The organism is Ammoniphilus resinae (genome assembly GCF_017873965.1).
Taxonomy (GTDB): Bacteria; Bacillota; Bacilli; order Aneurinibacillales; family RAOX-1; genus Ammoniphilus_A; species Ammoniphilus_A resinae.
Genome location: NZ_JAGGKT010000001.1, coordinates 1 through 13,131, shown reverse-complemented (window position 1 = coordinate 13,131; position 13,131 = coordinate 1). Strand labels below are relative to the sequence as shown.

The 13,131-nt window shown below is 44.8% G+C and carries 10 protein-coding genes, 1 tRNA gene, 1 rRNA gene, 1 pseudogene and 1 riboswitch; of the genes and pseudogenes, 4 read left to right on the top strand and 9 right to left on the bottom strand.

The features are described 5' to 3' along the window. Nucleotides 1–75: 75 nt before the first annotated feature. The 3 genes from larA to J2Z37_RS00055 are packed head-to-tail and all read right to left on the bottom strand — an operon-like array spanning nucleotide 76 to nucleotide 3,652. Nucleotides 76–1,350, bottom strand: a complete 1,275-nt coding sequence (larA, locus tag J2Z37_RS00065; protein ID WP_209807700.1) for a nickel-dependent lactate racemase — start codon at nucleotides 1,348–1,350, stop codon at nucleotides 76–78. Between the two features lie 47 nt (nucleotides 1,351–1,397). Further along, nucleotides 1,398–2,480, bottom strand: a complete 1,083-nt coding sequence (locus J2Z37_RS00060) for a 2-keto-3-deoxygluconate permease (protein WP_209807698.1) — start codon at nucleotides 2,478–2,480, stop codon at nucleotides 1,398–1,400. A 26-nt stretch (nucleotides 2,481–2,506) separates the two neighbouring features. After that, nucleotides 2,507–3,652, bottom strand: a complete 1,146-nt coding sequence (locus J2Z37_RS00055; RefSeq protein WP_209808874.1) for a glycerate kinase — start codon at nucleotides 3,650–3,652, stop codon at nucleotides 2,507–2,509. A 221-nt stretch (nucleotides 3,653–3,873) separates the two neighbouring features. Here J2Z37_RS00055 and J2Z37_RS00050 point away from each other — a divergent pair, with 221 nt between their 5' ends. Beyond that, nucleotides 3,874–4,977, top strand: a complete 1,104-nt coding sequence (locus J2Z37_RS00050) for a CdaR family transcriptional regulator (RefSeq protein WP_209807696.1) — start codon at nucleotides 3,874–3,876, stop codon at nucleotides 4,975–4,977. A gap of 153 nt (nucleotides 4,978–5,130) precedes the next feature. Here J2Z37_RS00050 and pyk read toward each other — a convergent pair whose 3' ends face one another. From pyk to J2Z37_RS00030, 4 genes are all read right to left on the bottom strand, one after another. Further along, nucleotides 5,131–6,882, bottom strand: coding sequence for a pyruvate kinase (pyk, locus tag J2Z37_RS00045; protein ID WP_209807694.1), 1,752 nt, complete (start codon nucleotides 6,880–6,882; stop codon nucleotides 5,131–5,133). 15 nt (nucleotides 6,883–6,897) lie between these two features. After that, the gene (gene pfkA / locus J2Z37_RS00040; RefSeq protein ID WP_209807692.1) at nucleotides 6,898–7,857 is read right to left on the bottom strand and encodes a 6-phosphofructokinase; all 960 of its coding nucleotides are present in this window, start codon (nucleotides 7,855–7,857) and stop codon (nucleotides 6,898–6,900) included. A 14-nt stretch (nucleotides 7,858–7,871) separates the two neighbouring features. Continuing rightward, nucleotides 7,872–8,903 carry a sugar-binding transcriptional regulator gene (locus J2Z37_RS00035; RefSeq protein WP_245203464.1) on the bottom strand — a complete coding sequence of 344 codons (1,032 nt, stop codon included), beginning with the start codon at nucleotides 8,901–8,903 and terminating at the stop codon, nucleotides 7,872–7,874. An 81-nt stretch (nucleotides 8,904–8,984) separates the two neighbouring features. After that, the gene (locus J2Z37_RS00030) at nucleotides 8,985–9,671 is read right to left on the bottom strand and encodes a polysaccharide deacetylase family protein (protein WP_342453752.1); all 687 of its coding nucleotides are present in this window, start codon (nucleotides 9,669–9,671) and stop codon (nucleotides 8,985–8,987) included. 125 nt (nucleotides 9,672–9,796) lie between these two features. Continuing rightward, nucleotides 9,797–9,901: riboswitch (TPP riboswitch) on the top strand. Nucleotides 9,902–9,973: 72 nt separating this feature from the next. Between J2Z37_RS00030 and J2Z37_RS00025 the strand changes: the two genes are divergently transcribed. The 3 genes and pseudogenes from J2Z37_RS00025 to J2Z37_RS00015 all read left to right on the top strand — a co-directional run bounded on the left by J2Z37_RS00025 (nucleotide 9,974) and on the right by J2Z37_RS00015 (nucleotide 12,535). Then, complete coding sequence (locus J2Z37_RS00025; protein WP_209808871.1) at nucleotides 9,974–10,735, top strand: 3-oxoacyl-ACP reductase; 762 nt, start codon at nucleotides 9,974–9,976, stop codon at nucleotides 10,733–10,735. Between the two features lie 156 nt (nucleotides 10,736–10,891). Continuing rightward, nucleotides 10,892–11,424, top strand: a pseudogene (locus tag J2Z37_RS00020) (transcriptional regulator); the annotation flags it as partial. A 472-nt stretch (nucleotides 11,425–11,896) separates the two neighbouring features. Beyond that, on the top strand, nucleotides 11,897–12,535 hold the full coding sequence (locus J2Z37_RS00015; RefSeq protein WP_245203507.1) for a TraX family protein: 639 nt from the start codon (nucleotides 11,897–11,899) through the stop codon (nucleotides 12,533–12,535). Between the two features lie 224 nt (nucleotides 12,536–12,759). Here the strand turns inward: J2Z37_RS00015 and J2Z37_RS00010 are convergent. Together J2Z37_RS00010 and J2Z37_RS00005 are read right to left on the bottom strand one after the other, a co-directional pair. Then, nucleotides 12,760–12,835: transfer RNA gene (locus tag J2Z37_RS00010), tRNA-Ala, on the bottom strand. A gap of 209 nt (nucleotides 12,836–13,044) precedes the next feature. Then, nucleotides 13,045–13,131 (bottom strand): 16S ribosomal RNA (locus J2Z37_RS00005); the annotation flags it as partial.

Sequence of the window (13,131 nt, the reverse complement as noted above, 5' to 3'; positions counted from 1 at the left end):
TTCGGAGCCCTATAGTTTATGTGACATAAAAAATGGATGCACCTCAAAGGCGCACCCATTTATTTAAACGACTAACTAATTATGCACTTTTTCACTAACATATGGAATCGTCAATGGCCCAAGCGGAAGTACTGCAATCGTGGCATTTACACCATATTTTTGCAGAAGCTCTTTTAGCGTGTCCTCAATCGAATTGGTGGGCTTCAGCATCGATTTTTCCACATCGGATTGATCAAGCATCGAATACACATAGACATCTGCATCCGATTGGATCATGGCCTGCTTCTGAACCTGCCATTGGTCAAACATAGAGAATGAGGGATCTTCAATCATTTTTAACAGTTCTTGAGGGGTTTTACACATCTGCAGGATTTTCGCGTAATTCCCGTGATTTGGCAAGCCATCGCTGCATTCCGAAGCACAGATGATCGTACCGCCCTTCTTTACGATCTTGTGTGCGGCACTCATTCCCTTTACCGCCTGGTATAGGTTTTGGTCCAATGGATATCCACTGTTTGAAGTAATTACTATGTCAAAAGGTTCCTCACATTCTGCCATGGCATGTTCCCGAACATATTCACATCCCACGCGATGCGCCTGAATGACATCCCCCGCAAACACATTGGTAATATCCTTTTCCCCATTCAGCGTCACGTTTAGCATAAAGTGTGGCTTGCACATCATGTTAATTTCCGTTGTTTCCTGTTGCAGTGGATTTCCCTCCAACAAGCCCCACGTGCTGCGAGGGTTGCCAATCATTTGCGCATTGTGAAAATGAAGGATCGTCTCAATTCCAGCAATTCCTGGCATAATCCCCTTAGGCCCACCGCTAAATCCTGCGAAGAAGTGTGGCTCAATGAACCCAGTGACAATGCGAAAATCACTTTCACAGTACACTTTATTTAAATAAACTTCTGCCCCTGTAGAAGTCTTTCCTAAATACTTTTGGGTACTCTTATCAAAAGCATTGTTGTTGATTACTTTCACCGAATCTACAACATCCTGACCGAGCATTTGGATGAGTTCTTCTCTTGTATTGTCGCGGTGGCTTCCCGTTCCATTGATCACCACAAAGTTTTCTTTAGGTACATGGGACAATTCTTCCAACAGCCAAGGAACAAGCTTATGATTTGGCGTTGGTCTTGTCATATCACTGATCACGATCGCCACGGTATCTGTCGATTTGACCATTTCTTTTAGCGGCGGTGTCCCGATCGGATGGCGGAGCGCTTCGAACACTTTCCCCTTTTCTTCAGCTAGGCGATCAATATGTTTCGGTTCAATAACCACGGTTTGATCTGGAACCTCTATCTCTAAATCGCCTTTGCCATAAGCCAATTTTACTTTCATAATCCCCCTCCTCCTTCTTCCTCTTTCTCCAGATCCATTATACACCTTTATTCCGTTTCTTCATGGGCGTTAATACCACGCTTCCTCTGATACTTGTCCCAAAAGATAACAACTACTGGACAAAGTAGGGCGGTTGCAATGGTTGAAATGGAAATTTGAGCGGTTGCTATGGGCACCAAATCCTCATAGGCTTTGGCCATTTCTGGTGACATCGCCCCCGAACCGGCGGAAACAGCTGCTGCTGCAGCAATCGCTGCAGGTGTACCCGCTGCATTCCCCGCAGTAGACGCTTCAGACCAACCAGCAATGGTATTTCTCTCCCGGAATAACCTTAACACCAAAACCATTACCGCACCGGTGAGGAAGGTGGTCATTAAGGCTAGAGCAATCCCAGCACCTACTACTGTTGGGTTAAAGAAGCTGGCCAGATTCATCCCAGCGCCTAAGGCAAAGGCAAAGAATGGAACAGGTAGAACTTCACCTGGCTTGAGAAAATCGCGAACCTCATGATCGAGATTTCCAAGTAACATTCCAATTGCGATCGGAAGAAGGACGGCTATAAAGGCAATAATCGGGAAGCTGGCCCCCATTAACCCGAGCGCCATTAAAGTAAAGAATGGACCGTCATTTAATGAGAGTACGGCAACAGCACCGACGTCCGACCGGCTTCCATATTGTCCTGTTAGAGCTGCAAACATTCCCCCGTTTCCATTGGTCATACCGGCAATAATAGCCAATGTTGAAAGGCCGAGAAATCCATTCATCGGATCTCCTGATAAGGTTCCCCATAGAAAACCAATCAGTACACCCACCGCATACTTAGTCACGGTTAGGATAATTCCCTTCTTCATTGCTTTCCCACCAACACGGAGGTTCATCTGACTTCCTGCACAGAAGAGGAAGAGGGCAATTAAGGTTAAAGAACCTGTTTTAAATAAAGCCTCAGCAAAACCGCCAATCTTTAAGAACTCATAAAAGCCTTCTTTCGTTGGTGGTACACCCAATGCTTTTAGACCTTCCATTATAAAAGGAATATGAAGTTGATCAATAGTGTTAAGAACGGCGCCTAGCAATAATGGAACGACCATTAATCCACCTGGTACCTTTTGCACCGTTTTCATGATTTGCATAATGTTACCCCCTTGATTGCTTTATTTTATCTTCTCTCTGTTTGATGGACTTGATACGTGCGAATTACCTGCTCCGCCCGTTGTGCCAGAAGTTCAGCGGAGCGGTTCATCGCTTCTTCAAGTGACATCGGTCCGTTGACAATGCTATGTATACTGGTAATTCCGTACTGATACAGTTCCTCAATACCGCGACCAATGGATCCGGCTAAGACAAAAGTTGGAATGCCTTTAAGTTGAGCTTCTTGGGCAATTCCCATTGGCGTTTTTCCTGAAGCGGTCTGAAAATCAATTTGTCCTTCTCCAGTAATCACTGCATCTGCCCCTTCAAGCGCTTGGCGCAATCCAGTAAATTCGATGACAATATCAATTCCACGTCTCATGGTAGCAGGAAAAAAAGCTTGAAAAGCTCCGCCAATCCCGCCAGCAGCCCCTGCTCCAGGTAGATCATGCAAATGCACTCCTGTTTTTGCCTCAACCACATCAGCCCAGTGTGTCATATACTGATCCAAGAGCTCCACCATTTCCGGTGTTGCCCCTTTCTGCGGCCCGAAAACATGGGAAGCGCCTTTTTTTCCAACGAAAGGATTTTGCACGTCAGACGCAATGAGGAACGTTGATTCAGCAATCCGTGAATCCCATCCGGTGTCATCAATGGAAGCAATTTTCCCCAGCTCTCCCCCACTGTTGCCAACCTGGTTTCCGGAAGCATCCTGTAATTTCATCCCAAGGGCTTGCAGCATCCCAATTCCGCCATCATTGGTTGCACTCCCACCGATGGCCAAAATAAATTGTCTGCAGCCCTCGTCCAACGCAGAGCGGATTAATTCTCCCGTCCCATAAGTTGTGGTTTGTAAAGGATTTTTTTGCTCATCAGGCACTAAACAAAGACCAGAGGCACTCGCCATTTCAATGACACAGGTTTTTCCGTCGCCAAGCCATCCGTATTCAGCCAGAACAGGTTGACCTAAGGGCCCTAAAACTTGCAGTTGAACTCTTCTCCCCCCTGTTGCAGCAACAAGGCTGTCCAACGTCCCTTCCCCACCATCTGCAACAGGTACCAGTACCGTTTCAATATTTGTCCCTGCTCGTTTCACCCCATTTTCAATCGCCTTCGCTGCATCCATCGCCGATATACTGCCCTTAAATGAATCTGGTGCAATCACGATCCTCAAAACTTTCACCATCCGTCCTTTTGTTTTTCGAACTTTGTAATCGTATTCAAGATTCATTATTTAATTGGTTAACGTGATTATACAGTTTTTTTAAAATGAAGTCGTCGTTTACCGCGTACAACTTTTAATGACTTTTGACTGTGAAATTTGGTTAATCTTCACAATACGCGGTATAATGGTTGGAGAATATGTACAATTTTATTTTTCAAAGGATGAAGATCTTGCTCACTCACGATATAGCTGAAGAAATTGTACGGGAAACCATGGTGAGACTAAACCGCAATATTAATATTATGGATGCCACAGGAACAATTCTTGCATCTGGGCATTCTTCGCGGGTAGGTCAGGTTCACGAAGGGGCTCTGGAAGTTTTGGCGACGGGACTTCCTTTAGTGGTGACAGAGGAAAATGAACACTTATGGAAAGGCACAAAATCAGGGATCAACCTGCCGATTTTTTTACAGGACAGAATCATTGGTGTGATCGGGATTTCCGGAAAAAAGGAAGAGGTTGAAGTGTTTGCCGACTTGGTGAAGATGACTACCGAGCTAATGGTTAAACAGTCCTTTTTGGCTTCCCAATCGGAATGGAAACAAAGACTGAAGGAGACTACTCTGCAAGACCTGATTGGAGCGCATCCGCGTTGGGAATTCATTGACCAAAAGCTAGACCTGTTGCAAATTCGATTAACCCCCCCATTTCAAGTGGCCGTCCTGCAGTTTCAGGACAAATTTAGTGAAAGTGTGAAATTAACCGAATTTGTGGACCGCTTGCTAGGTCCGTTCCATCTTTCCGCTTTTATTGCGGTAAATCGGTTTTTAATCCTATCCTCGGAGAGTACACAAGAAAAATTAAAAGAAAAGCTTCTGCAGCTTCAAAATAAACTAAGGGAATTACATTTTGTGTTTTCTTTAGGGGTAGGCACTGAAACTCAGAATTGGGAAGAAATTTCCGTTTCTTATGAAGAGGCACAAATGGCCCTCTTTCTGAAGGCTGAATTCTGCAATGAGGTGACTTTCTTTGAAAAAAATGAGTTGCACGCTCTCATTACACAGTTAGACGAAAATTGGAGAAAGAGATTTCTTAATCGTACATTTTCTTCTTTATCACAGAAGGAAATCAAAACCTTGGATGCCTTTCTTGCCTCTAACCTAAACATAACAGAGGCTGCCATCCATATGGCGATACACCGCAACACGCTTTTGTATCGGCTTAAACAGATTAAGGAAAAAACAAGATTAGACCCGCAGTTATTTCAGGATGCAGTCACGCTTCAAGCTGCTGTTTGGATGTTGAAACGTGAGGGGACCTGGAATTCCAGATAATCAGGGCATTGGTCTGGAATTCACCCGATTGTCCTCAAAACAGAACCTGTGTCCAGATAGCTCTCAAACAATGTGCCTTACGACAAAAAAAACAGATCGAGTGTCGGCCTCATTCGCTGAGTAGACACTCGATCCAGTTCCGTTTGTTCCTCCTTAAAACACCTTCGCAAACCCGTGATAAATATGGCCTTGATGTGGTTCAATGGTCACTTCATCGCCTTCCTTCAGCAACGATGTAACCCCTTCAACTCCAACGATCACAGGTTTCCCTAAATTGAGTCCAACAATCGCCCCATGTGAAGTGAGTCCACCTTCTTCGGTAATCAAGGCTGCCGCTTTTTCAATATATGGGGTATGTTCCCGATCTGTTGCCTTGGCTACTAGTACGGTATTTTGATCCACTTTCGCTTCCCAGCCAGGCTGTCCAACGATTACCACATTGCCCGAAGCGGTAACGTCACCAATTCCTTTCCCCCTACCGACTACTTTTCCAACCACATGGACTTTCATCATATTGGTCGTTCCTGGTTCACGAACGGGGACACCTGCTGTGATAATAATCAGGTCCCCTTGCTTGACCAACTTCTCTTTAACCGCCGCTTGAATCGCCTTTTCCGTCATTTCATCCGTGCTATTTGCACTTTCAAATAAAATGGGATAGACCCCCCATGACAAAGCGAGCTTGTTAATCACCTCTTCATGCGGAGTAACCGCAATGATCGGGCATGCTGGGCGATACTTGGAAACCACTTTTGCTGTATAACCGCTTTCCGTTGGTGTCAAGATGGCAGTAGCCTGTAAAGAGGCTGCAGTAGTTGCAACAGCATGTCCCATCGCGTCGGTGATCGTTCTCGATTTTCCTTGGGAAGAAGATTTAAGAATCTGTTCAAAATACATAGGGGATGTTTCTGTCTTGCGTGCAATTCGGTCCATAGTTTCCACCGATTCGACGGGGAATTTACCTGCGGCTGTTTCTCCAGAAAGCATGATCGCGTCCGTCCCATCCAATATAGCATTGGCTACATCACTTGCTTCTGCCCGAGTTGGACGCGGATTGTTTTGCATGGAATCAAGCATCTGGGTAGCAGTAATGACTGGTTTCCCCAATTCATTACAACGCTTAATCAATTCCTTCTGGACAATAGGCACTTCCTCTGTCGGAATTTCCACTCCTAAGTCCCCTCTGGCCACCATTAAGCCATCAGTTACACCAAGGATTTCTTCCGCATTCAAGACTCCTTCTTCGTTCTCGATCTTGGCGATAATCGAAATATTTGCTCCTTGTTCCTCTAAGAGCTGCCGAATGTGTAGCACATCAGCTGCTTTTCGAACAAAAGAAGCCGCGATAAAATCAACCTTCTTGCGAATCCCAAAGTTAATGTCGGCAACATCCTTATCCGTGATACTCGGAAGATTGACAGAAACATTGGGAAGATTGACCCCCTTGCGGTTTTTCAATAGTCCACCGTCAATGACTAGACAGTGAATGTCATTCCCTTTAATTTCTTCTACATTTAATTCAATTAACCCGTCGTCAACCAATATCTTCGTCCCAACTTCCACATCCTTGGCAAGTTGATCATAGGTTACACTAACCTTTTCCTGTGTGCCTTCGATTTGCTCAGTGGTTAAAGTGAAACGATCTCCAGCTTTTAAAATGATTTGGCCCTCTTTTAAAACGCCTGTACGGATTTCCGGCCCCTTGGTATCCAGCATGATTGCCACATTTCTCCCAAGTTCCTTGGCCACTTCGCGTATCCGGTCAATCCTTGTTTCGTGTTCATCATGTGATCCATGGGAAAAGTTTAACCTGGCTACATTCATTCCGGCCAAAATCATTTTCCTTAACATTTCTGGTTGTTCACTGGCAGGTCCTATGGTACAAACAATTTTCGTCTTTCTCATCCCAACACCTCTTTACTAAATCGATAAACTTCTTGCTAAATGGTATAAAGACATATCCAGTTTGTGCTGAACCTTGGCAGCCTCGGCAAAAGGCGAATGGATTAAATTGCCACCTTTTAACCCAACCATAACACCTTTGTGACCGTCAAGCAACAAATCGATCGCTTTTGCCCCCATCTGACTGGCGATCATCCGGTCAAAAGCGGAAGGGGATCCTCCCCGCTGCAAGTGCCCCAGCACCGTCACCCTAGTCTCAAGCCCGGTTGTTTGTTCAATTGCCTTCGCTATTTCATCTCCACGACAGACACCTTCAGCAACAACAATAATACTATGCTTCTTGCCGCGCTTATTGCCTTGTTCCAAACGGGCTACGATATCATCCATGTCACAAACTTCTTCCGGGATAATAATTGATTCTGCTCCTACACAAAGCCCCGACCATAAAGCAATATCGCCAGCATCCCGCCCCATCACTTCAATAACATAGGTCCGCTCATGTGAAGAGGCTGTGTCACGAATTTTATCAATCGCTTCAACAACAGTATTGACAGCTGTATCAAAACCAATCGTATAATCTGTCCCACAAATATCATTATCTATCGTTCCCGGGATCCCAATGGTGGGGAAGCCTTTTTCCGTCAATTTTTCAGCCCCTCGGAAGGATCCATCCCCTCCAATGACAATGAGTCCATCTATTTCTGCCTCGTTTAATTTCTGCAGAGCCTCTATTTGTCCTTCTTCCGTCCGAAACCGCTCACTTCTGGCACTTCGCAAAATCGTTCCGCCGCGATGAATAATGTCCCCTACACTCCCAAGATCCATCGAGATAAAATTGCCTTTCATTAATCCCTCAAAACCATGCTGCACACCAAAAACATCCAGTCCTTGGAAAATCCCGCGTCTTACCACAGCCCTTATCGCAGGATTCATTCCTGGGGCATCCCCGCCACTCGTGAGAACTGCCACTTTTTTCATACGATTCCCCCCGCTTACTGAACCAAAAGGCTTACACCTTCTGCTGCTGATTCATCCATAATCAAAACATCCAAAAACCCAGCATTGGCAATCCCGATAATCGCTTCAGCTTTTTGTTTTCCCCCAGCAAGCCCAATGACATAACGGGCTTGTTGCACATTATCTAAGCGCAGACCCATCGTTTCCATCTGATGGATAATCTGTCCCTGCCGATCAAAGTAATAACCAAATGCCTCTCCAACCGCTTCACCGTTTTTCAACTGCTGTAAGACTTCCCTTGACGCATTACGTCGTACAGCCATTTCCATCGCTCTCCCGATTCCATGCACCACGACCGAACAGGAGCAAATGAGGCCTAACATCTCTCGAACATAAGGATCTTCTTTTAAGGATTGAAAGGCAGCAGATCCCAGATTATCCGGCAAATGGAACATCCGGTAACCAGCACCCGCTTTTTTTGCACATTCCGCTGCAACCTGACTTGCCTGGGTTTCAATATTTTCACCCAATCCACCCCTGGCAGGGACAAACAAAACCTGCGGATATTGCTTTACACTCTGCAGCATTTCTGCCATAGCCGCCAGCGTGGTTCCCCCTGTGACAGCGACGATATCATCTTCTCTTAAAATAGACAGTAAATGCTGGGCGGCAATTCTCCCCAATTCTTTTTTATCCTCTTCTGTTTCTTCAGATTGCCCTGGTACAACAATGACTCTTTTTAACTTCAATTTTTGCTGTAAATCTATTTCCAAATCGGATATTCCATATACATCTTTCATGACAGTTTCCAGGGATTCTAGCACATGTTTGCCATTTTCGGTAATGAACATCCCGATGCTTTCCACGTGGACAAGCCCTTGCTCCTTGAGAAAATCTACTTCGCCGCGAAGAATTCTTTCTGTGGTATTCAGGGCTTGTGCCAAACTTCTTCGGCCAACAGGTTCTTGAAGTTGAATCTTCCGGAGGATTTCCAGCCTTTTTTGCATTACTTCTAATAGATCAGGAACCAACCTTATTTGTAGGGACAAAAGTTCACGCATTGCCATGATCCATCCTTCCGTGACTTTTCATTTTTTCATTATAATCCCACGGGACACTCTTGGCAAACGTTGGACGTTTTGGATCCCTTATTCCATTTCCATCATTTCTGATACCGTGACAAACCGGTAGCCTTGCTCTCTTAAATCTTCAATAAAAGGAACCAGTGCCTTAATCGATTCTTCCTGGTTCACACCCCCATCATGAAACAAAACAATGTCCCCTGCCCCTACTTTATTTTTCAAACTCCCGGTTATGACCTCTGCAGTTCTGCTTTTTTTCCAATCTTTTGGATCAATTGACCAGTGAATTAATTCATATCCCGCTTCATATGTCGCACGGAGAATCGCTGGGGTAATCACCCCTCCCGGTGGACGATAACATTCAGGTTTTTTACCCGTCGCGCTTAAAATGACCCGTTCTGCCTTTTTTATTTGTGTATAAACCTCAGCCCTTGTCAGTTTTTTCATATTCGGGTGCGAATACCCATGATTTCCGATTTCATGCCCCGCCTTGACCATCCACTGAAGAAGCGGATCATTCCCTTCCGCCTGATTGCCCAAAACAAAAAAAGTCGCACGCACCCCTTGTTCGTGCAATATTTCTAAAATGATTGGAGTATACTTCGGATCCGGACCATCATCAAATGTAATCGCGACGATTTTCTCATCCGTATCAATTTTTAAAATAGGCGTCGCCTGCTGCGTAGCCGCTTGTCCCCAGTTAGGAACCAATATGATGATCAAACTAAGAAACAACCCGATAAATCGCTTCACGATGCCTGCCCCCTTTTCCTTTAGTATAAGAAGGTGGACGTTATCCTATGTAAAGTAGCTGAAGTGGTGCTGGCCATGGGTTACGACTAGGGTTTCTTCTTTGTAAGATATCTTGTACAATAGATAATAGCTACTAGGGGTGTCTATATGACTGAGAGAGAGGAATAACCTCTTAACCCTTGGGACCTGATCTGGGTGATGCCAGCGTGGGGAAGTAGAAATTACTTTTACTTTTACATACCCTCTGAGCGTCAAGTCCCTTAGTAGACTTGGCTTTTTTTATTTTAGGGAGGAGAAAGATGATGAAATTGACGGAGCAAGTGGTGGTTATCTCTGGTGCGAGCAGAGGACTCGGGGCGGAGATAGCCCGAGCATTTGGCCGTGAAGGGGCTAAGGTCGTGGTTAACTATTTTCAAAATGAGGAAAAGGCTGCTGGGGTTGCGAAAAGCATTGGGGAAAATGCGATCACAGTTCGGGCGGATGTAAGAAATGCGGAAGAAGTGCGGGATATGTTTCGGATCGCTAGGGAAACATTTGGCAAACCGGTAACTACCATTGTTCACAATGCGTTGGTGAACTTTAAATTTGATCCGGTTGGTCGCAGCCAGGCGGACGCGATTGAGTGGGATGAATATGAGAGACAATTGACAGGCAGTGTCAAAGGTGGACTGAACCTGATTCAAGCCGGACTGGAAGAGATGAAAAAAGCGGAGTTCGGACGGATCGTCACCATCGGCACCAACCTTTTCCAAAACCCGGTAGTACCTTATCATGATTATACAACAGCAAAAGCAGCCCTTTTAGGTTTTACCCGTAACATGGCCAATGAGCTGGGAGCTTTCGGGATCACGGTGAACATGGTATCTGGGGGGCTTCTTCAAACTACCGATGCCAGCTCCTTGACCACACCAGAAGTTTTCGGATTGATCGAGAGCGTAACCCCCCGCCGCAAAGTCACCGAGCCTGCCGAGGTGGCCGATGCCGTGCTCTTTTTCGCCTCTCCATGGGGACGTGCAGTGACAGGACAAAACCTGGTTGTAGATGGCGGGCTTGTGATGGATTGATTCTTTAAATAAAGTTTGTAGATTGTGTCGATTCGCGCTTTACTATTTTTGATAATATGGTCAGTCTGAAATGAAGCTGCTTCGATACACTTTGTTGTTTTGTATCGGGCGGCTTTTTTAATTTAGGGCTGCAAATTTATAAAGGGGGGTAGAGCCTTGTCGATATTCGAACAAAGGCAAGATGAATGGTTGCAATTGAATATTTCCAATGAAGAAAATCATAGAAGACGTGAAATTCATGAAAAAGGATTGGGTCATGGTACAATTGAATTTCTACGCAATATATGGTTCCCAGTAGTAGGAAATTTTGATGATTTGTATCCCGAATGGGAGGTCCAAGACTTGACTTAAACAATAGATACCGTTACCTTGATCTATCCTATATGCCCGGGAGCGTTAAAGGCGGAATTGAAATTCAAGGGTATGGGCCCCACGCTAGGAATCTCGACGTCAAACGATTTAAGGACTTATGCTGGAGACAATCTTTGTTGGCACTTGATGGGTGGACTTTATTGTCAATTGCATACCTATCGATTAAAAACGAACCTAAACTATGCCAACCGCTTGTCCTTGCTTTCCTCGGCAAGTTCATCTCAACAGATGCCCCTTCGCAATTAACTTGGTTGGAAGCTGAAACCGTGCGATTTGCCCGACGCCGGCTACGACCCATTACTCCACTCGAAATTGCCTGGATGGAAGAAGTTGGGGAGACCTTGGGGTGGGGAAGCATTTTTGTTGCATCGGCGGCGGGTATCCTTTTACCTGCAAGAAGAATGGTGAAGCCTGTCAAAGCGCATTTCCCAGCGGGTCAAAAGTCACTGGTATCCGTGGTTAAGGGTTTGACAAAGTACCACATTTGGATTGGGGTCACGGCAATGGGTGTCAGCCTGCTCCACGGCATCAGTCTGTATTTTGCTGAAGATCAGCTTGATATCGGAGATTGGGTGGGCGCCGTTTCTGCTACTTTAATGATTGTTGCAGGTGTGATAGGCGGGATGTTGGCAGTGAACAAAAAGAACATGAAAAGGTGGAAAAAACCACACGTTTATTTATTGCTCCTAGCCGGCTTTTTTGCAATCATTCATATTTTGGCATCCTAAAAGAGTCTTCTAGCTTTATTTGGTATAATATTCTAAAAAGCGTCCTCGTCTTTGAAAGGTGATGCAAGTGCTAGAATGGATTGCTATGTTAACGATGTTAATCGACCACGTGGGTTTGATTTTTTTCCCGGATAGAGAATGGTTTCGTATCATTGGCCGAATTGCGTTTCCACTTTATTGCTGGTTCTTGGTGCAAGGATACCGACATACAAGAAATTTAAAAAAGTATATGTGGCGGCTTTTTTTGTTAGCTTGCATATCCCAAATTCCGTACACCCTTGCTCTGGGCCAATGGGAATTGAATGTAATTTTCACCCTTTTGTTGGGTCTTCTCGCCCTATATTCCATAGATCACATTCAGGATGAAAAAACAAAATGGTTTTTCACTCTAGGGATCTTTATTGCTGCTGTCGCTATCCCCATGGATTATGGTCTATACGGAATTCTGCTAATACTTTTATTTCATTCTTTTGATGAAGGCAAACTAATCCTTCGACATTTTTTTCTAAATCTGCTTTTTTTGTTCGCTTATGGGGTTGACTTTGGGATTCAGCTTTTCAGTATACTTGGTTCGATCCTTATTGTTCTTTTCCCCTCTTATCAACCTTTAACCAAATATAGATGGCTGTATCGTAGTTTCTATCCTGCTCATTTAACCATTCTATTCTTTGTTTTATTTATTTGGGGATTGAGGCAGTGAGAACCTTTCAGTAGTCCAAAAAACTGGAAGGTTTTTTTGTATCAAGATTGAATGAAGCAATTCCTGGATAGCTGGATAGAGTATCCAAGGATTTCAGCCTGATTACTTTCCAGCCCAAATTCCAGTCAAAGCGAGTCTCTGACGTTCCTCAACTGGAACCTGTCCTTCCTAAATGAAAACATCAAAAAAACCTTGATCGCTCATGGTTTCTAATATCCTATGTATGGTGGAGCATAGCGGGATCGAACCGCTGACCTCTACACTGCCAGTGTAGCGCTCTCCCAGCTGAGCTAATGCCCCAAAAGTGTTAGTTAATTAACTAATCAAATTTTACTTCGTTTTAGTTATTTAATCAACAAGCAAAATTATACTCAGTTAGTTAATCACCTAATGAAATATTCTTCCAAAACTGAACAGAATCATTATCCAATGACGCACACGATGTGCTAACTTCGGCGTTGCAACAGGACGTTGCGCTTTTAGCCGAAGATCCTTAAATTACTCCATAGAAAGGAGGTGATCCATCCGCACCTTCCGGTACGGATACCTTGTTACGACTTCACCCCAATCATCTGCCCCACCTTCGGCGGCTGGCT

Excerpts from the sequence above, each read along its gene's own strand:
- larA (WP_209807700.1), bottom strand. The coding sequence starts at position 1,350 with ATGAAAGTAAAATTGGCTTATGGCAAAGGCGATTTAGAGATAGAGGTT.
- J2Z37_RS00060 (WP_209807698.1), bottom strand. The coding sequence starts at position 2,480 with ATGCAAATCATGAAAACGGTGCAAAAGGTACCAGGTGGATTAATGGTC.
- pyk (WP_209807694.1), bottom strand. The coding sequence starts at position 6,882 with ATGAGAAAGACGAAAATTGTTTGTACCATAGGACCTGCCAGTGAACAA.
- pfkA (WP_209807692.1), bottom strand. The coding sequence starts at position 7,857 with ATGAAAAAAGTGGCAGTTCTCACGAGTGGCGGGGATGCCCCAGGAATG.
- J2Z37_RS00035 (WP_245203464.1), bottom strand. The coding sequence starts at position 8,903 with ATGGCAATGCGTGAACTTTTGTCCCTACAAATAAGGTTGGTTCCTGAT.
- J2Z37_RS00025 (WP_209808871.1), top strand. The coding sequence starts at position 9,974 with ATGAAATTGACGGAGCAAGTGGTGGTTATCTCTGGTGCGAGCAGAGGA.
- J2Z37_RS00015 (WP_245203507.1), top strand. The coding sequence starts at position 11,897 with ATGCAAGTGCTAGAATGGATTGCTATGTTAACGATGTTAATCGACCAC.